The organism is Amycolatopsis sp. NPDC049253, from assembly GCF_040678995.1.
GTDB lineage: Bacteria > Actinomycetota > Actinomycetes > Mycobacteriales > Pseudonocardiaceae > Amycolatopsis.
The window spans coordinates 13096-39270 of record NZ_JBFAQX010000049.1; the positions used below are offsets into that span (position 1 = coordinate 13096).

Annotated in this window: 18 protein-coding genes; 12 read left to right on the plus strand and 6 right to left on the minus strand. The window is 67.7% G+C overall.

Features of this window, described 5'->3' with window-relative positions; genetic code table 11:
• Positions 1–18: 18 nt before the first annotated feature.
• Genes AB0K15_RS46205 through AB0K15_RS46220 form a run of 4 tightly spaced genes read right to left on the minus strand, consistent with a single transcriptional unit; the run spans position 19 to position 9342 of the window.
• Positions 19–3051, minus strand: coding sequence for a glycoside hydrolase family 2 TIM barrel-domain containing protein (locus AB0K15_RS46205; RefSeq protein WP_364067199.1), 3033 nt, complete (start codon positions 3049–3051; stop codon positions 19–21).
• Positions 3048–4520, minus strand: a complete 1473-nt coding sequence (locus AB0K15_RS46210) for an alpha-L-fucosidase (RefSeq protein ID WP_364067201.1) — start codon at positions 4518–4520, stop codon at positions 3048–3050. The genes AB0K15_RS46205 and AB0K15_RS46210 overlap by 4 nt, the downstream gene beginning before the upstream one ends.
• Positions 4520–6511 (minus strand): beta-galactosidase, encoded by a 1992-nt coding sequence (locus tag AB0K15_RS46215; RefSeq protein WP_364067203.1) that lies wholly within the window; start codon positions 6509–6511, stop codon positions 4520–4522. The genes AB0K15_RS46210 and AB0K15_RS46215 overlap by 1 nt, the downstream gene beginning before the upstream one ends.
• Entirely contained in the window at positions 6508–9342 is a 2835-nt protein-coding gene (locus AB0K15_RS46220; RefSeq protein ID WP_364067205.1) for a glycoside hydrolase family 3 C-terminal domain-containing protein, read from the minus strand. Before AB0K15_RS46220 ends, AB0K15_RS46215 begins: the two co-directional genes overlap by 4 nt.
• Before the next feature lie 407 nt (positions 9343–9749).
• Here AB0K15_RS46220 and AB0K15_RS46225 point away from each other — a divergent pair, with 407 nt between their 5' ends.
• The 6 genes from AB0K15_RS46225 to AB0K15_RS46250 all read left to right on the plus strand — a co-directional run bounded on the left by AB0K15_RS46225 (position 9750) and on the right by AB0K15_RS46250 (position 18400).
• Positions 9750–11447, plus strand: a complete 1698-nt coding sequence (locus AB0K15_RS46225; RefSeq protein ID WP_364067207.1) for a hypothetical protein — start codon at positions 9750–9752, stop codon at positions 11445–11447.
• A gap of 22 nt (positions 11448–11469) precedes the next feature.
• Entirely contained in the window at positions 11470–12492 is a 1023-nt protein-coding gene (locus tag AB0K15_RS46230) for an ABC transporter permease subunit (protein WP_364067208.1), read from the plus strand.
• Positions 12489–13430: a carbohydrate ABC transporter permease gene (locus tag AB0K15_RS46235; protein ID WP_364067209.1), complete on the plus strand. Its 942-nt coding sequence runs from the start codon at positions 12489–12491 to the stop codon at positions 13428–13430. Before AB0K15_RS46230 ends, AB0K15_RS46235 begins: the two co-directional genes overlap by 4 nt.
• A gap of 133 nt (positions 13431–13563) precedes the next feature.
• Entirely contained in the window at positions 13564–14553 is a 990-nt protein-coding gene (locus AB0K15_RS46240) for a LacI family DNA-binding transcriptional regulator (RefSeq protein WP_364067210.1), read from the plus strand.
• 239 nt (positions 14554–14792) lie between these two features.
• Entirely contained in the window at positions 14793–16793 is a 2001-nt protein-coding gene (locus AB0K15_RS46245) for a glycoside hydrolase family 31 protein (protein ID WP_364067212.1), read from the plus strand.
• Positions 16794–16897: 104 nt separating this feature from the next.
• The gene (locus AB0K15_RS46250; protein ID WP_364067214.1) at positions 16898–18400 is read left to right on the plus strand and encodes a glycoside hydrolase family 43 protein; all 1503 of its coding nucleotides are present in this window, start codon (positions 16898–16900) and stop codon (positions 18398–18400) included.
• A gap of 14 nt (positions 18401–18414) precedes the next feature.
• Here AB0K15_RS46250 and AB0K15_RS46255 read toward each other — a convergent pair whose 3' ends face one another.
• Entirely contained in the window at positions 18415–19182 is a 768-nt protein-coding gene (locus AB0K15_RS46255; RefSeq protein WP_364067216.1) for an RtcB family protein, read from the minus strand.
• 42 nt (positions 19183–19224) lie between these two features.
• Here AB0K15_RS46255 and AB0K15_RS46260 point away from each other — a divergent pair, with 42 nt between their 5' ends.
• Together AB0K15_RS46260 and AB0K15_RS46265 are read left to right on the plus strand one after the other, a co-directional pair.
• On the plus strand, positions 19225–19662 hold the full coding sequence (locus AB0K15_RS46260; protein WP_364067219.1) for a pyridoxamine 5'-phosphate oxidase family protein: 438 nt from the start codon (positions 19225–19227) through the stop codon (positions 19660–19662).
• A gap of 170 nt (positions 19663–19832) precedes the next feature.
• Positions 19833–20486: a hypothetical protein gene (locus AB0K15_RS46265; RefSeq protein WP_364067221.1), complete on the plus strand. Its 654-nt coding sequence runs from the start codon at positions 19833–19835 to the stop codon at positions 20484–20486.
• 3 nt (positions 20487–20489) lie between these two features.
• On the opposite strand, the gene AB0K15_RS46270 is transcribed toward AB0K15_RS46265, so the two are convergent.
• Positions 20490–21077: a hypothetical protein gene (locus tag AB0K15_RS46270; RefSeq protein ID WP_364067223.1), complete on the minus strand. Its 588-nt coding sequence runs from the start codon at positions 21075–21077 to the stop codon at positions 20490–20492.
• 148 nt (positions 21078–21225) lie between these two features.
• On the opposite strand from AB0K15_RS46270, the gene AB0K15_RS46275 reads away from it, so the two are divergent.
• The 4 genes from AB0K15_RS46275 (at position 21226) to AB0K15_RS46290 (ending at position 26027) form a co-directional block, all read left to right on the plus strand.
• The gene (locus AB0K15_RS46275) at positions 21226–24819 is read left to right on the plus strand and encodes a hydantoinase B/oxoprolinase family protein (RefSeq protein WP_364067225.1); all 3594 of its coding nucleotides are present in this window, start codon (positions 21226–21228) and stop codon (positions 24817–24819) included.
• A 450-nt stretch (positions 24820–25269) separates the two neighbouring features.
• Positions 25270–25548 carry a hypothetical protein gene (locus AB0K15_RS46280; protein WP_364067227.1) on the plus strand — a complete coding sequence of 93 codons (279 nt, stop codon included), beginning with the start codon at positions 25270–25272 and terminating at the stop codon, positions 25546–25548.
• Positions 25549–25657: 109 nt separating this feature from the next.
• Positions 25658–25801, plus strand: a complete 144-nt coding sequence (locus AB0K15_RS46285; RefSeq protein WP_364067229.1) for a hypothetical protein — start codon at positions 25658–25660, stop codon at positions 25799–25801.
• A 22-nt stretch (positions 25802–25823) separates the two neighbouring features.
• Positions 25824–26027, plus strand: coding sequence for a hypothetical protein (locus AB0K15_RS46290; protein ID WP_364067231.1), 204 nt, complete (start codon positions 25824–25826; stop codon positions 26025–26027).
• The last annotated feature ends 148 nt before the right edge of the window (positions 26028–26175 follow it).

The following is a 26175-nucleotide window of genomic DNA, read 5'->3' on the forward strand; positions in this document are numbered from 1 at the left end:
TGAGCCGGCCGCGAGGACTCAGCTGTCTGGCGACGGGCGTGCCACGGCTGTCAGTGTGAGGGCGAATTCGGCAGGCCCGACCTCGAGACGGTACTGGGGCAGCACTCCGGGGCCCACGGCACCGGTGCCGATGCCCTGGATGATGTGATCAGTGTGCAGGTGGATCATCGGTTCGGGGGTCAGGTCGGTGAGGTGGCGTGCAGCGGCCAGCTGCTGGTCGCTCCACCGGCGCGCAGAGACGTTGAACACGGGATCGCCGTCAACGCGCATTCCGTGGCCGACCGGGTCGGTGAACTTGGCCCAGCGCACATCCGTGCGGTTGCCGTTTTCCTGCGGACGCACGTACGGGGTCTGCATCTGATCCACGGTGGATTCGAAGCGGCCGGTCTGAACAGCGTGGCGGGAGTCAGGGTAGGCCTCGCCCGGGCCGGCGCCGAACCAGCTGACCCGTGACCACTCGGCGGGGAGGAGCCAGCGCAGGCCGATGCGGGCGAGCGAGGGTGCCTTGTCCCGTCGGGCGAGCTCCGCGTAGCGGTCGGGCGGCAGGTCCGGATCGACCATGCCTTCGCCGAACATGTCGCCGCGCTCGGGCCAGTGGCCGACCGGCTCGGTGCGCACCTGCAGGCGTAGCCGCTCCTCGTCGGCGTCCCAGTGGTACGTGGTCAGGTATCCGGAGCCGGATGCGGCCGCGGCGCTGCGCACCACCACGGTCAGCTCGTGCTTCCCGACGTCCAGCGACACAGTCCGGTGCCGCAGCCGGTGCAGACCGCGTTCCTCCCAATATGCGGCGTCGCGCTGGGCGCCGCCCCGGTCGTTGTCGGTCGGTGCGCGCCACAACTCCAGCCAGGGCCCGTGCACGGTCCGATCGGCGAGGCTGTGCAGGGTCCCGGTGTGCGGATCGAAACGCGCCGGGCCGAGTGCGATCTGCCCGGCGACGGTGGCGGTCGGCACCCGCGCGCCACGGGCGCCGTCGCGAGAGGGCCTGTTGTCAGACCACGAGAACTGCCCCCAGGCGACCACATGTCCCTCAGGCGCCCACGCGGTCGCCTTGGCCGTTTCGGCGCGCACCAGAAACCATCGTTCACCGCTACCTGGTGCTGCGGGCAGCTGCGGCAGGGGTACTTCGGCATGTTCGCCCGCCGCCACTGGGGGCACGGTCAACGCGCCCTCGGCTACCGGTGTTCCCTCTTCGGTGAGCGACCACGCCCATCGCAGATGGGACAGGTCCACGAAGTCATACCGGTTCTCGATCGACACACAGCCCGTGTCAGCGGTGATCCGGACCGGCTCGATGACCTTCTGGTACTCCAGCAACCCCGGTGACGGGGTGCGGTCGGGGAACACCAGGCCGTCGCAGATGAAGTTCCCGTCGTGCAGTTCCTCGCCGAAGTCCCCGCCGTAGCCGAAGAACTCCCGGCCCACCGCGTCGGTGGTGCGCAGACCCTGGTCGATCCACTCCCAGACGAAACCGCCTTGCAGCCGCGGGTACTCGTCGCACAACCGCAGGTACTCGGCGAGCCCGCCCGGCCCGTTGCCCATCGCGTGGGCGAACTCGGTGAACAGGAAGGGCATCCGGTTGCGTCGCTCGTCCGCCGGATCGCCCTCGCCCTCGGTGGCGGGATAGAAGCACTCGCCGGGCTTCAATCGCCCCTGGCCGATTCGCTTGACGTTGGCCTGGGTGCGGTACATCTCTCCGTAGACGTCGGTGTAGCGGCCGAACCGATCGCCCTCGTAGTGGATGGGCCGGTCCGGGTCTCGTTCGCGCGCCCAGGCGGCCATTGCCGCGAGGTTCACCCCGTCGCCCGCTTCGTTGCCCAGTGACCACACGATCACACTGGGATGGTTCTTGTCCCGCTCCACCGTCCGCTCGATACGGTCCAGATAGGCGGGGCCCCAGCGCGGGTCGTCCGACGGATTGCCTTCCCACCGCTGAGCGCCGGCGATCTCGAACCCGTGGGTCTCCAAGTCGCATTCGAGCACGACCCAAAGACCCAGCTCGTCGCACAGCTCGAGGAACCACGGGTGCGGCGGGTAGTGCGCGGTGCGGACGGCGTTGATGTTGTGCCGCTTCATCATCTCCACATCGCGGCGCATCGTTTCGCGAGTCACCGCCCGCCCGCGGTCGGGATCGAACTCGTGCCGGTTGACTCCGCGCAGCAGGACCCGCCGCCCGTTGACCGTCAGCACCCCGGCCTCGGTGATCGCGACAGTGCGGAAGCCGATACGCACTCGCACCCGTTCGCTGTCGGTGGCGAGCACTGCTTCGTACAGGAACGGGTCTTCCGCGCTCCACGGCCGCACCGTCTCGAACGTGAACTCGTCCGAGGCGGGTGCGCCGAGGATCCCGAGTTCGGGGATGTCCAGCCGCACCGAGGCGCCCGCGTCCAGGTCGATGCGCAGCCGGCCCCGACCGCTGTCCGCGTCGTACTCGGTGTGCACGAACAGGTCCCGGACCCCGCCCGTCGGGCGCGCGATCAGCGCGACCTCGCGGAAGATCCCCGACATCCGCCAGGTGTCCTGGTCTTCCAGGTAGGTGCCCGAGGAGTACTGGTGCACGCGCACCGCGAGCACGTTGCGTCCGGGGCGCAGCGCGGCGGTCGCGTCGAACTCGACCGGGAGCCTGCTCCCTCGGCTCACACCGAGCTCGATGCCGTTGAGCCAGACCCGTGCGCACGAGTCGACTCCCTCGAACCGCAGCACCGCAGGGGTGTCCGCCCACGACTGGGGCACGTCGAATGCACGACGGTAGTCGCCGGTCGGGTTCTCGTCGGGCACGAACGGCGGGTCCACCGGGATGGGATAACGGATGTTCAGATACACCGGACGGCCGTGTCCGTGCAACTGCCAATGCGAGGGCACCGGAAGCCGGTCCCAGGCGCGGTCGTCGAACTCCGGCAGCTCGAACCCGTCCGGCTCCAGTACCACTGCCGGGAAATACCGGAATGCCCAGGAACCGCTCAAGTCGAGCCGCGGCGCGTCCGAGCGCACCGCGGCGCGTGGTGCGAGACTGCCGTAGCCGGGGGAGAAGTCCTCGAAGTACCGTGGGGTCATGACCGGAGTTCGGGAATCGGCCCGGAGAAGGTCAGCTTCAATGCGTACGCGGGTGCGGCGAACGGCGCCGCCGGGAGAACGTCGATGTGCAGGCCAGTCTCGTTCTGGCGGAACTCGCGCAGCGGAACGTACTCGCCCGCGCGGGGTCCGATCAACTCGATGGCACGCAGCGAGCCGAGGTCGATCCGGCCCGACGCGAGCGTCTTCACCGTGAGCGTCCCCTCCGGCCAGCCCAGCACCGTCGCGTAGAGCACCCGGCCGTCCTTGTCGCGAGTGAACCGGATGTCCTCGCCGCCGCCGGCCACCGGCGGAGTGAACGAGCCACCGCCCATCGCGGTCGGTCCTTCGCCGTAGACGCTCCAGGCTCGGGTGGCGTAGATGGACTCGCCGGACTGGCGCAGGTAGTCACCGATGCCGAGCAGGAGGGTTCGCTGTTCGTCGGGAATAATGCCCTCGGCCGTCGGGGAGAAGTTGAGCAGCATGTTGCCGTTCTTGCTGACCCGGTCGATCAGCGAGTGCAGGATCTGCTCGAGGGAGAAGTAGCTCATGCCCGTGGTGTAGGACCAGGCCTCGGTACCGACGATGTCGTCGGTGAACCAGTACGGGTAGGTCAGGTCGGCCGGCCCGCCGCGTTCGAAGTCGAAGACCTCACCCTTGTCGTTGAACCCGTCCTTGTAGGTGGCGACGACGTCGGTCCCCCATTCGGCCGCCCGGTTGTAGTAGTAGGCGAGGAACTCCAGCCCGGTCCGTTCCTCGACCTGGTCGAGGTTGACGTCCTGGTAGAGGATGTCGGGACGGGCCCGGTCGACCACCTCTTTGAGCTTGTCCAGCCACAGGCGGTTCTCTGCGGCCACGTCCAGCTGGCCGTACAGCCGGCGCAGCGACGTGGTCGGCTGAGGCGGTACGTGGTCGTAGAACCCGGTGAAGTGGAACGCGTGGTGCATCGCCACCAGCAGTTTCAACCCCTGTTCCCGGTAGGCCTCGGTGAACAGCTCCAGCAGGTCCAGCTTCGGCCCCCGCGCGACCGAGTTCCACTCGTTGACGTTGCTGTCCCACATCGAGAACCCGTCGTGGTGCTCGATGACCGGACCGGCGAAACGCGCTCCTGAGTCGGCGATCAACTGCGCCCACTCTCGCGGGTCGAAGCTGCCGCCCTGGGACTTCAGCTTCGGCGCGAACTGGACGAACCGGCCGGCCTTGTCGTAGCCGCCGTCGATGAACCGGTGGTACGGCCATTCGGCGGGGTCGCCGTAGTTCTCGATGTGGTGGCGCTTCACCGGATCGTCGTCGATGTACATCTGGCGCGGGTACCACTCGTTGTTGAACGCCGGGACGCTGAACGCGCCCCAGTGGTGGTAGATCCCGAACTTGGCGTCTTGGAACCACTCCGGGGCCGCCGTGTGCTGGTCGACCGAAGACCAATCGGGAGTGTAGGGCTGGTTTCCTTGCGGGTCAGGGGAAAGCGACATCAGTTCACCTCGGTTGGTCGGGTTTCACGGATTACGGCTACGTCGCCGGGCGCCAGCCGGAGAGAGCCCTCGACGGACCTTCCGGTCAACAACTCGTGACCGGTCAGGGGGAAGAGCGCGGCGGCAGAGCCATGGTTGAACAGGAACAGCCACGACCTGCCGTCCGCCGCGTGCCGTCGCAGCGCCTCGACCTGAGTCGGCGCACCGGGCAGTTCCGGCTCGACTCCGGCCGCCTCGAATACGCGTCGGACGAGCCGGTCGGCCGTGGGTTCGTCCGGGTACGTGGAGACATACCAGCCGGTGCCTGCGCCGTGGGGGTGACGGGTGATCGCCGGCTTGCCGTCGAGCGGACCACCCTCGTAGGCGGCGAGCACCTCGGCGCCGTGGCAGACAAGGTCTTCGCTCCACAGCCGTCCTGTGGCGCCGCTGCTGAGCGCGACGGTCTGTCCCGGCACGACTGGGTGGAACTCCTCCACGCGCACGCCGAGGACGTCCAGCAGACCGCCGGGGAAACCGCCGAGCCACGCCTGTTGCCGCTCGTCAACCACTCCGGAGAAGCAGCCTACGACGAGCTGCCCACCGCCCTCGACGTAGCGGACGAGTGACTCGGCTGCCGCCGGAGACAGCAGATACAGGCTGGGTGCGAACACGACCGCGTAGCGCGACAAGTCGTCCTCGTACCGCGCGAAGTCGGCGGTCACGCCGGCCCGCCACACCGCGGCATGCAGCTCGCGCACCGCAGGCATGTACTTCACGTGCCGTGACGGCGTGACGGGAAGTTCCAGTGCCCACCGGGAGTCGGCGTCCCACAGGATCGCCACGTGGGCGCGGACCGTGCTGCCCACGATCTCCCCAAGCCCGGACAATGTCTCTCCGAGCGCGCTCACCTCCCGGAACACCCGGGTGTCGGCGCCCGCGTGCGGCACCATCGCCGAATGGTGCAGCTCGGACCCGCCGCGGCCGGCACGCCATTGGAACGCGAGCACCGAGTCCGACCCGCGCGCCACGTACGCGAGGCTGTCGCGCAAGAGCCTGCCGGGTTCCTTCGCGACCACCATCTCGCCGTGCCCGGGCCAGATGGTGCCGACGGCTTGCTCCATGAGCAGCCACGGGCGGCCGCGGTTGAACGAGCGCGCGCGGTCGGCCGCGAACGCCACGTCGATCGTGCCGGCGACGCCGGGCGCGTTGAGGTAATGATCGATCGCGACCACGTCGACCTCCGCGCCCCAGCGCCAGAAGTCCAGCATCTGGTAGCTGTCCGGCAGCATGAAGTTCGTGGTCACCGGCACTCGCCCACGCAGCAGGTCCCGCTGTTCGCGGTAGGCGGTCAGCAGCTCGTCGGACCAGAACCGGGCGAAGTCGAGGGCCTGCGCCGGATTCGGCAGGTACTGCGTGTCACGCGGCGGCAGGATCTGCTCCCAGTCACCGTAGTTCTGGCTCCAGAACTTCGTGTACCACGCTTCGTTCAGCCCGGCCAGATCGTCGTCGTAACGCGCCCGCAGCCAGCGCCGGAACGCCGTGGCCACGTGACCGCAGTAGCACGGCGTGCCGTACTCGTTGTGCACGTGCCACAGCGCGACCGCCGGATGGTCCCCGTAACGCTCGCCCAGCGCCGACGTGACTCGTTTCGCGGCCTCGCGGTAGGCCGGCGCCGCCGCGCAGTAGGTGTCGCGACTGCCGTGCCAGCGCCGGGTGCCCCCACTCGTGACCGGCAGCGCATCGGGGTGAGCGAACGTGAACCACGGCGGTGGCGATGCGGTTGGGGTCGCGAGGATCACGCGCACTCCGTTGGCGTGCAACCGGTCGAGCGTCCGGTCGAGCCAGTCGAAGTCGAAGACGCCCTCGGCAGGCTCGATCGACGACCACGCGAACACGCCGACGGTCGCCGTGTTGACGCGAGCTTCACGCATCAGGACGTCGTCTTCGTCCCAAGTCTCAGGCGGCCACTGCTCGGGGTTGTAGTCTCCGCCGAACCAGAACGCGTGCGTCATGCTTCGAGCCTGAACGAGTCGAGCCGCTGTTCCCCGTCGAGCACCACGTACAGGTCGTAAGTGCCCGGCGGCGCATCGATCCCGGAGCTGACCGTCGTCCACGCGTACCTGTCGCCAGTGGAGGCGATGCGCACGCTGCCCAGCAGGACGCCGTCGACGGGATCGTCGCGCCGCACCGCGAGTTCCGCCTCGCCGGCGCCGGTGCGCGACACGCGTGCGGTGATCCGCTGCGCGGGTCTGTCGAGGTGGACCGAGCGGAAGACCACCCAGCCCGGACTGTCGCCGGCCGGCGTCACGGCATCACCCGACGCGCGGGTCGTGTCGACCAGAGTTACGCCCTCGTAGTCGTCAAAATCGGCCGCACGCACCTCGATCCCGAGGACATCGCGCATTCCGGCGTTCGTGCCGGACACGACCACCCGGGTGCTCGATCGGATGTCCGCACAGGACCGGCCGGCCATCAGCTCGTGTTCGCCGGCGTCCACCCGGAACTCACCGGTGGCGACGTCCCAGTACGCCAGTTCGGCCACCGGGAACTCCAGTTCGACCGTGCGGGTCTGCCCGGCCGCCAGCTCGACGCGCGCGAAGGCCCGCAGCTGCCGCGACGGGCGCTCGCCGGCAGGCGACACCGGCCGGCTGTAGAGCTGCACCACCTCGACCCCGTCCCGCTGCCCGTCGTTGGTGACTTCGAGCCGCACCGCGATCTTCCGCGAGTCCACTGTGGACTGAATTCGGCCGTAGCGGAAAGTGGTGTACGTCAGGCCGTGCCCGAACGGGTACAGCGGCTCGCCGTCGAAGTACAGGTACGTCCGGCGTGCTTTGATGATGTCGTAGTCGAGCAGATCGGGCAGATCTTCGTCGGCGCGGTACCAGGTCTGTGACAGCCGACCCGTCGGTGCGTGCTCACCGAACACCACGTCGGCGACTGCGTTCCCGGTCTCCTGTCCCGCGTGGCTCGTCCACAGGATCGACGGCACGTGCGCGTGGGCCCAGGTGACCGCGTACGGATAGCTGCTCATGACGACGAGGACCGTGCGCGGTTGTGCGCGTGCGACCTCGCGCACCAGTTCCTCCTGCGCGGGTGGCAGCGCGAGCGTGGTCCGGTCCTGCGTCTCGCGGCCGTTGATGTGCGTGTCGTTTCCGACGACCACAATCGCCACGTCGGTGTCCCGGACGAGCTGCAGGGCACGCTCGATCCCGCTTCGCACCAGCCGAAGCTCGAACCGCTCGGCGACCTCCGGCGATTGCGCGGTGGCGACGAGCTCACCCGTCTCGGGGTCGAGGGTCACGTACTTGTCCGTGCACACGTTGCGCAGGAGCCGCGTGCCATCCGGCTGCTCGACGAAGGTGAAGGTCTCGTGGGTCGCCCAGCCGTCCGGTTGCACCCGATCCGCGATGAGCGCCGCCGTGCGACCACGGCGTTCCGGTGCCGACGCGGGGCTTCCCGCGGCCTCGGGCGGATCGGCCTGGACGGTCACGTACCGGCCGGTGACCGCGCTGCGCAGCGTACTGACCCCGTCGCCCCAGTCGAGGAGGTCGAACAGTTCGCTGTCGTCAGCCGTGCCGGCGGCGCAGGTGAGCAGGGGATGTGCTGCGCCGAGGTCAACGCGCACCGGCCGGTCCACGCTCGTGGCCAGCAACTTCACGCGATCCATCGCGTCCGTGCCGATCACTTCGCCGCCGAACGGCGTGAGAGCGTCCGCGAGTCCCTGGGCGACGTCCACACGGTATGGCATGGTGCCGCTGTAGTGGTCAGTGCGCAGGTCCAGGGCGAACGGGCCCACCACAGCGATCCGCGGCTTGGTGCCTCTGGCCAGCGGCAGCAAGTTCTCGGTGTTCTTGAGCAACACGATCTGCTCGCGCGCCGCGCGCCGGGCGAGCGCGCGATGTTCCGGCGTGTCGAGGGCATCCCGGGAGATCGACGAGTACGGATGGATGTCGGGATCGAACTCACCGGTTCGAATCCTCAGTTCGAGCAGCCGCCCGACGGCGCGATCGATGTCCTCGTCGGCGATCACGCCCTCGCCGAGCGCCTGTGTCAGCCGCGCCACGGTGAGCGACGGGTCGGCCCCGTGGTCGGTGAAGCTGTCGACGCCGGCCCGCAGCGCCGCGGCGTGACCGATCACGTGATCCTCGAAGTATTGCTCGGTGTCGACCAGGTTGGACGGCGCCTCGGCGTCGGTGACCACCACGATCTCCCGATCGCTGTGCTTGCGCAGGACCCCGTCGAGATACGGACTCACATGGTTGGGACGCCCGTTGACGAGGTTGTACGAGGGCATGACGGCGTCGACGACACCGGCGGCGATCACCCGCGTGAATACGGGGAGGTCGTACTCGTGCAGCACCCTCGGGCGCACAGCCGACGAGGTCTCACTGCGGTCGATCTCGTTGTTGTACGCCAGGAAATGCTTCAACGTCGGCGCGGTGCGCACGTAATACGGATCGGAGCCGCGCAGCCCGCGGCAGTAGGAGATCGCGAGGTGTGCGGTGAGCAGGACGTCCTCGGAGTAGCCCTCCTCGTTGCGGCCCCACCGCGGGTCGCGAAGCAGGTTCACCGTCGGTGCCCACACATTGAGACTCACGGCCGGATCCTTGGCGTGCAGCGCACGCACCTCGACGGCCGTGGCTTCGCCGACCGCCGCCACGAGTTCGGGATGCCACGTCGCACCGAGGCCGACCGCCTGGGGAAAGACGGTGGCTTCGCCGAGCCAGGACGCGCCGTGCAGCGCCTCGGTACCGGTGCGAAACCCGCCCAAGCCGAGCCGCGGCACGGCCGGCGCGTACTGGTGGAGCATCGCGATCTTCTCCGGCGTCGTGAGACGCGACAAGAGATCCTTCGCACGCCGTTCGACGGGCAGTGCGGGATCCCGGAAAGGAAACTGGGACATGACAAGGGTCCGATCGTGCGGCTGAGGGCGCGAACTGGCGGAAGTCAGGGACGAACCGGCATCTCACCGGACTGTCGAAGCGCTTCGAAGTTTCCACGTGAATGCGCCGCTGTCAAGACGAGTGGGCTGCCCAACTTTGGTCGATCTTTCCTTCGCTTCATCGCTCGATCGAGCCGACAAACAGGACATACTAGTGCATAACTCGTGCTGCTTGTGCGAAGACATCCGATCGCGTAGCGTCCGAGCCCGAATTCAAGCGCTTCGACACTGACTCCGCCGGGTGCGCGCACTCCGGCCACCTGAGCCGAGCACCACCGCAACGAACCTCTCAACGAGGAGAAGAGTTCATGACGATGAGAACTGACCACACCGGTCTGAGCCGCAGGGGGTTTCTCCGCGCCTCCGCGTTCGGCTTGGGTGCCGCGGTGTTCGCGTCACCGCTGCTCGCCGCGTGCGGCGACGGGGGAGGCTCGGCCGGCGGCGTGAGCAGGTCCGGGCTGGCCGCCGTGCTGCCCGACCACGTGCCGCTCACCGGCGGGGTGAAACCCGACATCCCGAGCGTGACCGGCGCGAACGGCGCCATGACCGAACCCGGCTACCTGAGCTACCCGGCCGAACTGGTCAAGACGGCGAGTGAAGTTCCCGGGGCCGGCGGGTCCTACACCGCGATCACGCCGTTGTGGGGCGCGATACCTCCGGCGGGCAACGCGTACTACCAGGCGGTCAACAAAGCGCTCGGCGCGAACATCGACGTCCATCCGGCCAACGGCAACACCTACGACACCACCGTCCCCACCCTCGTCGCCGGCGACAAGCTGCCGGACTGGATCCAGCTGCCGAGCCAGTGGAACACCAACTTCAACGTGGGTGCGCTCGCCGCGCAGCGGTTCGCCGACCTGACGCCGTACCTGTCGAAGGGCAACATCAGGAAGTACCCGAACCTGGCCGCGATCGCCACCGGCGGCTGGGAGTCCGGCGCCTGGGAGGGCAAGCTGTACGGCCTGCCGTCGTTCACCCAGGGGGACGCGTTCAGCAGCGCGCTGTTCTACCGCAAGGACATCTTCGACGCCCGCGGCATCAACCCCGACGACATCAAGTCCGCCGACGATCTCTATCACCTCGGCGCCGAGCTGAGTGCTCCCAGCGCAAACGTGTGGGCTTTCGACGTGCTCTGGCTGATGATCCAGCAGATGTACGGCGCACCGACGTCCGGGTTCTCTGCAGACAACGGCAAGCTGGTCCACTGGTCCGAATCGCCCCGGACCGAGGCGGCTCTCGAATTCGCGTACAAACTCGCCAAGTCCGGCTACGTGCACCCCAGTGCGCTGGCGAATGACACCAGCAACAAGACCCAGCGCTTCTACAGCGGCAACGAGCTGGTGACGGCCGAGGGACCCGGTCAGTGGAGCGTCGGGGACGCCGAACAGGGCCAGGCCGCGAATCCGAAGTTCGAGCGCGGCGCGTTCAAGCTCTTCTCCGCCGACGGCTCGACCCCGACGATCGACCTCGGCCCGTCGACCGGCATCGTCAGCTACCTCAACAAGCGCCTGTCTCCCGCTCAGATCGAGGAATGCCTCCGCATCGCGAATTACCTGGCCGCCCCGTTCGGCTCGACCGAGTACCAACTGATCAACTTCGGCGTCGAAGGCGTGCACTGGACCAGCACCGCAAACGGTCCGGCATACACCGAAACCGGCAAGCGGGACTGCAGCCAGCCGACCTACCAGTTCCTGTCCGCGCCGGAGAGCCACGTGAACAGCCCCGGCCACGACTCCGTGACCAAGGGCTACTGCGCCTGGGTGGCGAATGCCGTCCAGTACGCCCGCAAACCGGTGTTCTGGAACCTCAACGCCACCGTGCCCAGCCGGTTTTCCAGCGCCTCCACAGCCCAGCAGCTCAAAGACACCGTCACTCAGGTGACTTGCGGCACCAAGACCGTGGCCGACTTCAAGAACGCCGTCAAGACGTGGAAGTCCGGCGGCGGGGACTCGATGACCGACTGGTACCGGACGAACGTCCTCGAGAAGTACGGCACAGGACAGTGACGAGCGGCGGAGGGAGGACCCGGTGACGGCAACCACGACCGGTCGCTCAACCGGATCCGGTGACGCGCGACCGGCCAAGCCGGACAGGGCGAAGCTCAAAGGCCGGCCTCGCGAGCGCGCGAAGAAACCGAGGCTGACCTGGCGGGTCCGGCTGCGCCGCGACCGCACACTCATCCTCATGACGCTGCCGGCGCTGGTGCTGATCATCGCCTTCAACTACCTGCCGATGTTCGGCACGGTGACGGCGTTCCAGTTCTACGACTACATCTCGGGTTTCTTCCACAGCCCGTGGGCCGGCCTGGGGAACTTCCAGCAACTGTTCGCCGACAGCAACTTCTGGCACGCGTTCGAGAACACGCTCGTCCTGAGCCTTGTCCAGTTGGTGCTGTTCTTCCCCATTCCGATCGCGCTCGCGATCATGCTCAACTCGGTGCTGAGCGCCAAGCTGCGCTCGTTCATCCAGGCCGTTGTGTACCTACCGCACTTCTTCTCATGGGTCCTCGTCGTCACGCTGTTCCAGGAGATGCTGGGCGGTGCCGGGCTGCTCAACCACATATTGCGTCTCAATGGCGTCGGTGTCTGGAACGTCATGAGTGACCCGAATACCTTCAAGTACCTCGTCACCGCGCAGGCGGTGTGGAAAGAAGCCGGCTGGGGCATCATCGTGTTCCTCGCCGCCATCGCGGCGATCGACACGAGCCTTTACGAAGCCGCGGCCGCCGACGGCGCCGGACGCTGGCGCCGCATATGGCACATCACCCTCCCCGGCATGCGGGGCGTCATCGTGCTGATGCTGGTACTCCGTCTGGGCAACGCGCTGACCGTCGGGTTCGAACAGTTCTTGATCCAACGCAACGCGGTCGGTTCCGACGCATCCGAAGTACTCGACACCTATTCGTACTACTACGGCGTCATTGCGAACAACTACGGCCTGGGGACCGCGGCCGGACTGTTCAAAGGGATCGTGTCACTGGTCCTTGTTCTCGCGGCGAACAAGCTCGCGCACTTCTTCGGCGAGGACGGCCTGTACAGGAGCAGCAAATGATCACCATCTTACCGACAGCGAAAAGAACGAAACCGCGGACTTCCGCACGTCCGTCCTGGGAGGAGAAGCCCACCCTCTTCGGGCAGCTCGGAAAGTTCCTGAGCCTGTGCCTCGTGCTCGGCGTGATCCTCTTCCCGCTCTACTGCGTGGTGATCACGAGTTTTTCCACCCAAGCCTCGATCAACATCGCGGGCGGGATCGTGGTCGTGCCGCACGGCCTCACGCTCGATGCCTACCGCCAGATGCTCGACGGCGGCGTCGTCACCCGCGCCGTGATCATCGCCCTGGTGATCACCCTCGCGGGCACCGCGATCTCCATGGTCGTGTCGGTCCTGTGCGCGTACGGCCTGTCACGGCAGCACTCGTTCGGTCATCGCACCATCCTGATGACGTTCATCGCGACCATGTTCTTCAGCGGTGGACTGATTCCGACGTTCATCGTCGTCGCGAACATCTTCCACGGCTACGACCAGTACTGGGCCCTGATCCTGCCCAGCGCGGTGTCGGTGTTCAACATCCTGATCATCAGGTCCTTCTACATGAACACCGCGCGGGACCTGATCGACGCGGCCAAGATCGACGGCGCAGGTGATTGGCGGATCCTGTGGTCAGTGGTGCTTCCCACCTCCAAGGCCGTGAACGTCGTCATGGCGTTGTTCTACGGCGTGACCTACTGGAACAGCTGGTTCAATGTGCTCTTGTACATGCCCGCGGACAACAGCAAATGGCCCATCCAGTACGTGCTGTACGAGTACGTCAACCAAGGCGCGAGCATGCCCGGCGGCGGCTCGCCGGATATCGCCGGCCACGCGCAGCCCGCACCCTTGTCCCTTCAGATGGCGGTGGTCGTGCTCACCCTGATTCCCATTCTGATCGTCTACCCGTTCACGCAGAAACACTTCGCCAAAGGCGCGCTCACCGGCGCGATCAAGGGGTGACCAGGGCACGCCGCCGGGCACCGTGCTCGCCTGTAGTATCGAAAAGCTTCATCAGCCTTCCGGCGGAGATGAAGCACCACCTCTGGGGCCTCACCCCAGTTCTCGAGGAGCAGCGATGGTGACACTCGCCGACGTGGCCGCACACGCTGGCGTGTCCGCGAGCACGGTGTCCTACGTGATGAGCGGGAAGCGCTCGATTTCCCAGACGACAACCGACCGCGTCATGCGCGCTGTCGTCGAACTCGGCTACCACCCGCGCGCGAGCGCCCGGGCGCTCGCGTCGAACCGCACCAACGTCATCGCACTCATGGTGCCTCTGCGAAGCGACATGTACGTGCCGGTGATCATGGAGATCGTGATGGCCGCGGCCACCACCGCTCGCGAACACGGCCAGGACATCCTGTTGCTCACCGGCGGCGAGGGGCCCGACGGGGTGCGCCGCATCGCGGCCAGCGGGATCGCCGACGCCATCATCCTCATGGACGTCGAGCTCGACGACCAGCGCATCCCGGTCCTGCGCGAGGCCGCGATGCCGGCGGTGCTGATCGGCCTCCCTTCCGATACCGCGGGTTTGACGTGCGTCGACCTGGACTTCCAGGCCACCGGAGCGGCGTGCGTGGACCACCTCGCAGACCTCGGCCACCGCGACATCGCGCTGATCGGCGAGAGCAAAAGCGTGTACCGCCGACACACTGGCTTTGCGGCGCGCACACTCGACGGTTTCCAGCGCCAGGCACACGAGCGCCGGCTTCGTGCCGTGCACCGGCCGTGCGAGGGCACTTTCGAGGCGACGGCGGGGGTACTCACGCGCATCCTCGACGAACGGCCCACGACAAGCGGGTTCGTCGTGCAGAACGAAGCCGCCATCCGGCCGACGCTCGACCTGCTGCGCCAGTTCGGTCGCGTAGTTCCCGAGGACGTGTCCGTCGTCGCGATTTGTCCCGACCAGCTCGCGCTGCAACTCTCACCACAGCTGACGAGCGTGTCGATCCCCGCCGAGGAGATGGGCCGCAGCGCCGTCGACCTGGTCATGGCGCAGCTTTCCGATCGGCCCAGTGGCGGCACGACCACCCTGATCCCGCCAATGCTCAACGTCCGAGACTCGTCGGCTGCGGTGCGCTGACGCCACTCGGAGTCCAGCGAACCACGTCAACCTACGAATCCACCAAGCCCGTTCATTCGACCGGAGCTGTTCTCCGGTGCAGAAAACGGATCGATTCACTGCACACCCAACGGAACCGCCTGCTGAGGGTCGGTTAAATCGACGCTCTTCGACGATTCAGAGGGAAGCGCCTGCGGAAATCGGCGAGGCCGGGCAGGTGAACGTCGTAGTTCCCCTCTTCCGCTCGTTTAAGGAGACCTGTGATCAGCATTCGCGAGGACGGTCGCGTCCTCGAAGTGACCGTGCAGCACGAGATCCTGCGCATCGAGCCGTGGGGGGCCGACAGCCTCCGGGTCCGCGCCGCCCAGCACGTCATCATCGACGACATTCCGGGTGCGCTGCTGCCGCCCAAACCCGTCGAAGTCACCGTGACCGCCGAGGAGCGCAGCGCCCGAATCGTCAACGGCGCGCTCACTGCCGTCGTCGAGATCGCCGACTCCGACACCGGAGCGAGTGCACTGATCCGGTTCGTGCGCTCCGACACCGGCGAAGAATTGCTGGCCGAGGAGCGCGCACACTTCTGGTGGCCGGGCTCGCGGCTGTTCACCTCGAACGGCAACGGGTACGCGCGGTTGGAACAACGGTTCGCCGCCTACGACGGAGAACGGCTCTACGGTCTCGGGCAGCACACCCACGGCCGGCTCGATCAGAAGGGCATGGTGCTGGACCTGGTCCAGCGCAACGCCGAGGTGACCATCCCCTTCATGTTTTCCAGCCGAGGCTACGGCTTCCTCTGGAACCTGCCTGCTGTGGGCAGGGTCGAACTGGCGGACAACGGCACGCGCTGGGTGGCCGACAGCGCGCGACAGCTCGACTACTGGATCACCACAGCCGCCACGCCCGCCGGAATTCTCACCAACTACGCCGATGCGACCGGTCACCCGCCGATGCTGCCGGACTGGGCGAGCGGGTTCTGGCAGTCGAAACTGCGCTACCGCACGCAGGACGAGCTGATGTCGGTGGTGCGCGAGCACAAGCGGCGCGGGCTGCCGATGTCGGTGGTGGTAACCGACTTCTTCCACTGGCCCCACCTCGGCGACTGGCGCTTCGACGAGACCGAATGGCCGGACCCGGACGGGATGCTCGCCGAGCTGGACGACCTCGGCGTACGGCTGATGGTCTCGATCTGGCCCTCGGTCAGCCCGCTCTCGGAGAACTACCATCGCATGCTCGACGAGGGTCTGCTTACCGCCACCGAGCAGGGTGTGCCGTTCCACGCGCCGTGGAAGGACAAGGGCTTCGGAACCGCCATGCCGGTCGCCTTCTACGACCCCACCAACCCGGCAGCCCGCGCGTTCATCTGGGCCACGGTCAAGCGCAACTACTACGACCGCGGAGTGCGGGTGTGGTGGCTCGACGCCTGCGAGCCGGAGATCCAGCCGGGGCATCCGCAGAACCTGCGCTTCCACGCCGGGGCCGGGGCCGAGGTGGCGAACCTGTATCCGATGGCCCACGCCAGGGCGTTTCACGAGGGAATGCTCGCGCAGGGCGACGACGAGGTCGTGCTGCTGAGCCGCTCGGCGTGGGCGGGCAGCCAGCGCTACGGTGCCGCCCTGTGGTCCGGCGACATCGGGGTGACGTGGGAGTCGCTGCGCACCCAGGTGCGCGCCGGGCTCAACGTGGCGCTTTCCGGAATCCCCTGGTGGACCACGGACATCGGCGGCTTCCACGGCGGCGACCCGGAGTCACCCGCCTACCGGGAGCTGGTGGTGCGCTGGTTCCAGTACGGCGTGTTCTGCCCGCTGTTCCGGCTGCACGGTCACCGGGACCCGAGGACGCCGTTCGGTCCCGAGATGGAGGGCGGTCCCAACGAGGTCTGGTCCTACGGCGAACAGGCCTATGCCTCGATCACCGACTGCTTGCGGCTGCGCGAACGCCTCCGACCCTACCTGCACGAGCAGATGCGGGTGGCGCACGAACAGGGCATCCCGCCGATGCGCCCGCTGTTCATGGACTTCCCCGCAGACGAGCGAACGTGGGCGGTCGAAGACCAGTTCCTGCTCGGCCCCGACGTTCTGGTGGCTCCGGTGCTCGCTCCCGGCATGACCGAGCGCACGGTCTACCTGCCCGCGGGCTGCGAATGGACCGAGGCGTGGACCGGCGCCCGCCACGCGGGCGGCACCACCGTCACCGCGGACGCACCGGCACACCGGATCCCCGTATTCCTGCGCGCCGGGGCGGACGTGCCGATCGCCATGTGAACTCCAGCGCGGGGCCACGACGGCACCGGTCGCCGCGTTGTGGCCTCGCGGCCGCGAGGTGGTACCGCTCTCGCGTTCCCGCCGTGCAATCGGAAGGAGTAGGAGTGCCAGACCACCACGAGCCGGGGAATACCGTCGTCCGCCCCGTGCTCCCCGGCTTCCATCCCGATCCCACCGTCTGCCGCGTCGGCACCGACTACTACCTGGCGTGTTCCAGTTTCGAGTACTTCCCCGGCGTGCCGATCTTCCACAGCCGCGACCTGGTGCACTGGAGGCAGATCGGCAACGTCCTGGATCGGCCGGGCCAGCTGAGCTTCCCGCCGGGAACACCGTCCTCCGGAGGAATCTACGCACCCACGCTGCGCCACCACAGCGGCCGGTTCTGGCTGATCGTCACGAACGTCAGTGACGGCGGGGGCAACCTGCTGGTCACCGCCACCGATCCGGCCGGACCGTGGTCCGACCCGATCCGGTTGCCCGGGGTTCCCGGCATCGACCCGGACCTGGCGTGGGACGCGGACGGGACCTGCTGGTGCACGTTCGCCGGGATCGGACAGGTTCGCATCGATCCGGACACCGGACAGGCCCTCGCTGCCCCGAATCGGCTCTGGTCCGGCACCCCTGGTGCCAAGGCGCCGGAAGCGCCGCACCTGTACCTGATCGACGGCTTCTGGTATCTCCTGATCTCGGAGGGCGGAACCGAGCGGGGACACAGCATCTCGATCGCGCGCGGCCGCCGGCCCGACGGGCCGTTCGAGCCGTGTCCCGCCAACCCGATCGTCACCCACCGCGGCACCGATCAGCCCGTCCAGAACACCGGACACGGCGACCTGGTACAAGCGGCCGAGGGTTCCTGGTGGATGGTGCTGCTCGGCGTGCGACCGCGAGGTGGAACGCCGGGCTGGCACGTGGCAGGCCGAGAGACCTTCCTTGCACCGGTGCGCTGGGCGGGCGGCTGGCCGGTTGTCGGGGAACTGGTCTCCGCGCCACCTTCACCCCTCCACTCCAGCGCCGCAGCGTCGGTCCGCGACGACTTCGACCCCGGCGACCTGCGACCGTGCTGGATCTCGCCGCGCAATCCTCCCGTCCGGCACGGCACCACCCACTGGCGGGCGAGCTGGCTGAGCCTCACCACCCACGGCCGTACCCTGGACGATCCGCGGCCGGCGTTCATCGGCCGGCGCCAGCAACACCTGTCCTGCCGGGTGCGAGCGCTGATCGACCCTGCCGACGGCAGCGGCGGCCTCGCTGTCCGCTTCGACGAACAACACCACTACGAGATCGTGATCGGTGCCGGACTAGTCCAGGTGCTCGCCCGCATCGGCCCACTGCACAACGCGGTCGCCTCTCGGCAGATCTCCGCGGAGCCCGTCGTCTTGGGGATCGACATAACCACGCGCACACCGAGTGGCCCACTCAGCGGACCCGACAGCATCTCCTTCGGAGTAGGGGAACCGGATGGTAGCTTCACCGTACTCAGCGCCCTCGACGGGCGGTATCTGTCCACCGAGGTGGCAGGCGGCTTCACCGGACGAGTGATCGGCATGTACGCCGTCGCGGGTACTGTCCACTTCGACTGGTTCGACTACGAGCCTCTCGGCGATTGAACACTCCGAATCCATTACAGCGTGTCATCGAGATCCAGGTTTGCGCCGTAGGCGCGGTCCTGGCCGAGCTGCACGTGCGCCTGCGGGGTTGTGCGCGCGGGCGCGGCAGTCTGTCCGGCCCGACGCGCGGCCGGCTGACGGCGGTTACGCCGGCACGGGGCCGGTGGACGCGGATCGGGCCGCGAGGGTCTCGGCACTGAGGGTTGTCCGGTCGGAGACGACGGCCACGCCCGCCCGGTCGGACGCTGCGGCCCAGCGATGCGGGATCCCGCTGGACTGCCGACCTGCCCGAGCCCGCGTTCGACCGCGCGCTCGCTGGCCTGGCCCGGGTCTGCTCCGGGAACGACACCGCCGTCCTCGCACCGCCTCGGCTCCCGGGGCACCTCATGCCCGGCCGCGACCACGTATGACGCACCGCCAGTGAGGATCTCCCGCAGCCGACGTGACGAGGTCAGGGGTAGACGCAGCCGCGGTGCATGTCGCGCGGAATCGTGTGTCCCAGCGTGTCCGCCAACGTGCCGAGGCGAGGTGCGAGGGGATCGGACGAGGTCGGTAGCCAGCAGGCGGACGTCGCAGGAGATGTCGAACCCGACCCCGCCGGCGCCGGGGGGACCCTCGGGTGCCAGCGGTGTGCTCGCGCGTCGCCGACCGCCGGCCGATCTGATCGGTGTGAGGTCGATGACCGAGTGCACGGCCGGACACCGCAGCGGCCCGACGGCAGCCGACTGTCCCGAGAGTGAAGGACTTCTTGCCCTGACCCCGCTGCCTGCAGCCGGGCACACTCGACGGTGAACCCACTGTTCCGCCGACTACCGGGATCAACGATGACTGAGTTGCGCCCCTTGACCACACGGGAATGCATCGACCTGCTGTCGACCCAGCCAGTGGGCAGGCTGGTGTTTTCCGAGAACGCGTTGCCCGCCATCCGGCCGGTCAACTTCCACATGCACGAGGGAAACATCATCGTCCGGAGCAGCCGCACCGGGTCGATCGCCAAGCTCCGCGACGAAGTGGTCGCGTTCGAGGTCGACAACATCGACCTCACCACCCGCACCGGATGGAGTGTTGTCGTGCTTGGCAAGGCGAATCCGATCACCGAAATCGACGAACTGGTGGCGCTGGCCGAACCCCGCCACCGGCCATGGCCCGGTGGAGAACGTTCACACTTCCTGCGGATCCCGATAGAAATCATCAACGGGCGAATGTTCCACGTGTCGGGCGCTGGCACCACTCAGCCCTGCGGACTGGGAAGCCAGGAATAGATTCTCTCGTCCGTGCCGGGAGCCCTCAGCCCGGCTGGTGAGGAGTTCGCCCCCCGCTCATCGTTGATGCTTGTCGCATGGTCGGCGGGTTCTGTCCGTGTCCTTGGTGACCTCGCCGGGGCGGAGTAGCGTCGTGCATTGTGGCTCACCGCGATGGCGGGAGGTTGCTCGTGAAGCAGGAAACGTCGGCCTGGGAGTCGGACCGGGCGAGCACGGAGCTGGTGGAGCTGGTCGGTTTGGCGAGCGACGCGATGAGTCGCGCGACCGAGGCTGTGTTTGCTCCGGATGCTTCCCTAGGCGACAGCTTGAACACCGCTTACCGGGCGGTCGATGCGCTACGGCGTGAGGTGGACAGCCATGCGACTGACACCCTGGCGGATCGTCGCCGCTCGGCGGAATCGAAGCTGTTGCCCGCGACCATTGCGGCCGTGCACATCAACGCCGAGGCCGAGGTGATGGGGCAGCTGGCGAGGGAGGTCGCCGACATCGCCCGGACCCGGCGTTCCTGGCCATCCATCCCCGAGGCGATGCTGGAGGCATTGCGCGAGGTGAGCGGGATTTGCCTCGATATGACTGTCAAGGCAGCCGATGTTGTGGAGTCGCGTGGGGCGGTCGGGATCGCGGAGCTAGCCGGGTTCGACGCGTCAGCGGACCGCGCGCAGCGGTTGCTGTACCGGCGGCTGCTGTCTCGAGGTGCCTCGATCGACGCGGATGCGGCGGTCGATCTCACCCTGGTGGCGCGCTGCTACGAACGCTTCGCCTGGCATGCCATGGCGGTCGCTCGCCGCGCAGTGCTGCTCGATGTGGACACGGCAACGGCGTGAGTTTCACGGCAGCCCGGCGATCGCGATCTCGGCGAGGATCCGCTGCCACACCGCGCTGTTGAGGATGTGCCGATCATGAGTCACCACGATGGTGGACTGGAGGGGATCGGTCAGGTCGATTGTGAGTGCCCCGTCGCGGACCAGGTGCTCGAGCAGGTCCGCGACGATCGTGGCGTAGTCCTCCGATCCGGCGTATGCCGGTCGGATGCTGCTGAAGGTCGGGGGAAGCAGGTCCAGCGCGATCGCGGTGAGTCCCTGATCGGCCCAATCGCGGATCCGGAGCGGAATGCGCAGCGGCTGCATTAGACAGAGCAATGCTTGCCCACGGCGGAACCGATGTCCGAACGGGTTAACCGGGAGCCTCACGCCGGCAAGCACGGTGGCGGTATCGAACAAGTCCTGACGCGGTACGAGGCGCGCGCCCATCGCGGTATAGCTGTCGTCCGGGATTCCGGTCCGTCTCCCGGCGCCGCTCTCGATCAGGACGTCCAAGCCTAGTCCGCGGATTCGTCTCACGATCGCGGGCACGAGTGCGACGCGCCGTTCGCCAGGGGTGTCCTCGGTGTAGACACCGATTGTTTGGGCTGTCACTTCGGATCACCTCACTCGCCGGTTGCAGTTGACAACTCGAAAAGCGTGAGTCACTGGCTGTTCAGCGCGGCACGCGCGGGCGTGTCCGCCACCGCTGACGATTGTAGGCTCGGTGGGAGGGGGCAGGTGACCGGTGAAGGGAGCCGGTGTGGCGAATGCGGAGTGGCAGTTCTGGGTCGACCGGGGCGGCACGTTCACCGACATCGTGGCGCGACGGCCGGACGGGCAGCTGCTGACGCACAAGTTGCTGTCGATGAACCCGGCGCGCTACCGCGACGCGGCGGTGGCCGGGATCAAGGTGCTGCTGGGGGTGAGCGGGGATGCGCCGGTGCCGGTCGAGCGGGTCGAGACGGTGCGGATGGGCACCACGGTGGCGACGAACGCACTGCTGGAACGCAAGGGCGAGCGCACGCTGCTGGTGATCACGCAGGGATTCGCCGACGCGCTGCGCATCGCATACCAGAATCGTCCCAGGATCTTTGACCGGCACATCGTGCTGCCGGAGATGCTGTACGAGCGTGTCGTCGAGGTCGACGAACGGATCGCCGCCGACGGCACGGTGCTGCGCGCGCCCGATCTCGACCAGCTGGGCCACCGGCTGCGGCAGGCGTACGCCGACGGGATTCACGCCGTGGCGGTGGTGTGCCTGCACAGCCACTTGTATCCGGCCCATGAACAGGAGATCGGCAGCCTGGCCGAGCAGATCGGCTTTCCCCAGATCTCGCTGTCGTCCGAGGTCAGTCCGCTGATGAAGCTGGTGCCACGCGGAGACACCGCGGTGGTGGACGCTTACTTGTCCCCGGTGTTGCGTCGCTACGTCGACCAGGTGGCCGCTCAGATGCGCGGCGTCCGGTTGATGTTCATGCAGTCCAACGGGGGACTGGCCGAGGCTGGGCATTTCCGTGGCAAGGACGCGATCCTGTCCGGCCCGGCCGGGGGCATCGTCGGCATGGTGCGGATGTCGGCGCTGGCGGGATTCGACCATGTGATCGGCTTCGACATGGGTGGTACCTCGACCGACGTGTCGCACTACGCCGGCGAGTACGAGCGGGTGTTCACCACTCAGGTCGCCGGGGTCCGGCTGCGCGCCCCGATGCTGGACATCCACACGGTGGCCGCCGGTGGCGGGTCGGTCCTGCACTTCGACGGCAGCCGCTATCGCGTCGGCCCGGACTCGGCCGGCGCGGACCCCGGCCCAGCCTCCTATCGTGGCGGCGGACCGTTGACCATCACCGACGCCAACGTCATGCTCGGCCGAGTACAGCCCGCACACTTCCCGGCCGTGTTCGGCCCCGACGGGGACCAGCCGTTGGACAGTGAGGTTGTGCGGCGCCGCTTCACCGAACTGGCCGGCGAGGTACGGGCACAGACCGGTGACGAGCGCTCACCGGAGGAGGTCGCCGAGGGGTTCCTGCGGATCGCGGTGGCGAACATGGCGAACGCGGTCAAGAAGATTTCCGTCCAAAAGGGACACGACGTGACCCGGTACGTGCTGACGACTTTCGGTGGTGCGGGCGGGCAGCACGCGTGCGCGGTGGCGGACGCACTCGGTATCCGCACGGTGCTCGTGCCGCCGATGGCCGGCGTGCTCTCGGCGCTCGGGATCGGGCTGGCCGACACCACCGCGATGCGGGAACAGTCCGTGGAGATCAGGCTCGACGCCGCGGCCCTGCCGAAGCTGGCGCAGGTCGCCGACACCCTCGAGGAGACCGCGCGTCTTGAGCTGCTCGACGAGGGCATCCCGACTGAGCAGATCCGAGTGGTCCGTCGCGTGCAGGTGCGCTACGACGGCACCGACACTGCGGTGCCGGTAGAACTGTCCGAACTCGACACCATGATCACCGATTTCGAGACCAGTCACCGAGCGACGTATTCGTTTCTGATGGACCGTCCGCTGATCGCCGAAGCGATCTCCCTCGAGGCCACCGGACTGACCGAACAACCGGATCTGTCCCATCTGGGCGAGCAGACTCCCGACACCGCCGATCCGGGCGACACCGCGTCCCTCTGCACCCAGGGAGCCTGGTGTGAGGTGCCGTTACGGCAGCGGGAGCGGATGCGGCCCGGCGATATTCTGACCGGGCCGGCGATCATTGCCGAGGCCAACGCCACCACCGTGGTCGACGACGGCTGGCAGGCGACGATGACGAGGTCCGGGCACCTGATCGCCGAGCGGGTGGCAGCGCCGGATGAGACCGACGCGGCGGCGACGTCGGATCCGGTGCTGTTGGAGATCTTCAACAACCTCTTCATGTCGATCGCCGAACAGATGGGCACCCGGCTGGAAGCCACGGCCCAGTCGGTGAACATCCGCGAGCGGCTGGACTTCTCATGTGCGCTGTTCGACGCGGGCGGCAACCTCGTCGCCAACGCGCCGCACATCCCCGTCCATCTGGGCTCGATGGGGACCAGCGTCAAGGAAGTGGTCAGTAGACGCGCCGGGGAGATGAAACCTGGTGACGTGTACGCGGTCAACGACCCTTACCACGGCGGCACGCACCTGCCGGACATCACCGTCATCACCCCCGTCTTCGACGCCGTGGGCAAGCACATCCTGTTCTTCGTCGCCTCCCGCGGGCACCATGCCGAAATCGGCGGTATCACGCCTGGCTCCATGCCGGCCCACAGCCGCGCGGTCGACGAAGAAGGCGTGCTGTTCGACAACTGGCTGCTCGCCGAAAGCGGCCGGTTCCGCGAGAGTGAAACGCTGCGCCTCCTGACCGACGCGCCTTACCCGTCGCGCAGTCCGGAGACGAACCTCGCCGATCTGCGTGCCCAGATCGCCGCCAACCAGAAAGGTGTCGACGAGGTCGGCAAGATGATCGACCACTTCGGACTCGATGTCGTCCAGGCGTACATGCGACACGTTCAGGACAACGCCGAGGACGCCGTCCGCCGCGTGATCGACACGCTCGGCGACGGTGAATACCGGTACCGCATGGACTCCGGCGCGATCATCGCCGTGCGGGTCACAGTTGACCGCGCGAGTCGCAGCGCGACCATCGACTTCACCGGTACCTCGCGCCAGCTGGACACGAATTTCAACGCACCCTCCTCAGTCGCCAACGCCGCGGTGCTCTACGTGTTCCGGACCCTGGTCGCCGACGACATCCCGCTCAACGACGGCTGCCTGCGCCCGTTGCAGGTCATCATCCCGGAGGGCTCGATGCTCGCGCCCACCTATCCCGCGGCCGTCGTCGCCGGCAACGTCGAAACCTCTCAGGCGATCACCGGCGCGTTGTTCGCCGCTCTGCGTGTGCAGGCCGAAGGCTCGGGGACGATGAACAACGTCACCTTCGGCAACGAACGTCACCAGTACTACGAAACCCTCGCGTCCGGCTCCGGTGCCGGCGACGGGTTCGACGGTGCGTCCGCGGTGCAGACGCACATGACGAATTCCCGGCTCACCGACCCCGAGGTCCTTGAATGGCGCTTCCCCGTCCTGCTACGGGAATTCGCCATCCGCCGCGGTAGCGGCGGCGGCGGACGATGGCACGGAGGCGACGGCGCCACTCGCCGCCTCGAGTTCACCGAACCCGTGACCGTGAGCACCTTGTCCGGCCACCGAAAGGTCGCGCCCTACGGCATGGCCGGCGGCTCGCCCGGAGCCCTCGGTCGCAACCACGTGCGGCACGCCGACGGCACCGTCGCCGAACTCGCGGGAGCCGATTCGGCCCAGGTCCGCGCTGGCGACGTGCTGATCGTCGAAACCCCGGGCGGCGGTGGCTACGGCGCACCGTAGCCACCGCTGTGGTCCAGAGCGGATCATCAGTGGCCGCGATCCAGCTCCGATTTGGCTCAGTTCCTGACTCATTGCCCGAGACCGGACGAACTGACACCGTAGATCCAACAAACAGCGGTTTAGCCGCACAGATCGACAGAACCGATGATCTTGCTCAACGTTGCCTGCTTACCCTCCTGCCACATCGTCTTCATTTCACTGCCGCGCTGGACGATGCGCTGCAAGGATCAGCCTCGCGGACCATCACGTGTGAGGGCATCGTCACCCTCACGAGCCTGCTTGCGGCGTTCTCAGCGCCGCCGAAACGTCGATGGTCTGTAGCCGATCCACCCGCTGCGGCTGAGCCGATGATTGGAAGAAATACGGGCGCAACGCGGGTCGGCAGTCTGGTCCGGGCTGGGCGTCATCCCAGCCGTCGTGTAACCCGGGCCGCTGAGGTCCGGTGTCGGGGTGTCCGGGCAGTTCTCGCGGCCGCCCGCGATGGGGGCTGGTGGCCGTCTCGCGCTGCCGTGGGACCACCTGATGTACGCCTACCTCATGGAGAGCACCGGCGAGATCGAGATGCTACGGGAGGTCGTGCGGCGCTACGTGGCGGGTGAGACGCTCGAGGCCACTGCCGACACCACCGACAGCTGGATGCCTTACAGCGAGAAGTCGTTCTTCCGAGATCCGCCACTATTCACACCGGGGTCGTCGCCGCGGCGGCGGGTTTCGCGTCGGCCTTGCTGAGCGGCGGTCCGCGCCGGGTGGTCGGCGAAGTGGCCACCACGGCGACGTCCGTCGGCCACAGCGTGGCGGGTCTGGTCGCGCTCGTCGGTGCGGCCGAGTCCGACCCGGCGTGGCCAGTGAACCGGGGGTGGCCAAGACCGCGGCCTGGAGCGAGCAGATCCCGCTCGGGCGGCTGGCCGAGCTGGGATACGCAACGGGTACCACCGTCAACGACGTGTGCACCGCGCTGGTCGCCAGCGCCTTCGCCCGCTAGCTCAGCTGGCCGGCCCGGCACGGTGGAGGCTCGAGAGCTCGCCGACCTGCCGTGGCTCGTCCCGGTCAGCCTGGCCCTGTTCGACGCCGAACTCCCCGAACGGCTCGGCAACCACTTCTCCCTGGTGTTCGCGCGGTTGCCGCTGGGCGGACGGACGTTCGCGGAACGGCTCGCCGAGCTCACTGGCGCGTCGCGCGGATCCGTGACTCCTACGAACCGGTGGTGAACTACGGGCTCCAGTACGTTGTCGCCCGTATCTCGGGACGGGTGTCGGAGTGGCTAAGAGATCAGTTCAGAATGAGGTCGGTGTGTCTGCGTTGTGGGCGGCGGCGGGTAGTCCAAGATCGTCAGGGTGCGTGAGGAGATCGTGACCG

Coding starts and splice junctions, on each gene's coding strand:
- AB0K15_RS46205 (WP_364067199.1), bottom strand. CDS start 3,051: ATGACCCCACGGTACTTCGAGGACTTCTCCCCCGGCTACGGCAGTCTC.
- AB0K15_RS46210 (WP_364067201.1), bottom strand. CDS start 4,520: ATGTCGCTTTCCCCTGACCCGCAAGGAAACCAGCCCTACACTCCCGAT.
- AB0K15_RS46215 (WP_364067203.1), bottom strand. CDS start 6,511: ATGACGCACGCGTTCTGGTTCGGCGGAGACTACAACCCCGAGCAGTGG.
- AB0K15_RS46225 (WP_364067207.1), top strand. CDS start 9,750: ATGACGATGAGAACTGACCACACCGGTCTGAGCCGCAGGGGGTTTCTC.
- AB0K15_RS46235 (WP_364067209.1), top strand. CDS start 12,489: ATGATCACCATCTTACCGACAGCGAAAAGAACGAAACCGCGGACTTCC.
- AB0K15_RS46260 (WP_364067219.1), top strand. CDS start 19,225: ATGACTGAGTTGCGCCCCTTGACCACACGGGAATGCATCGACCTGCTG.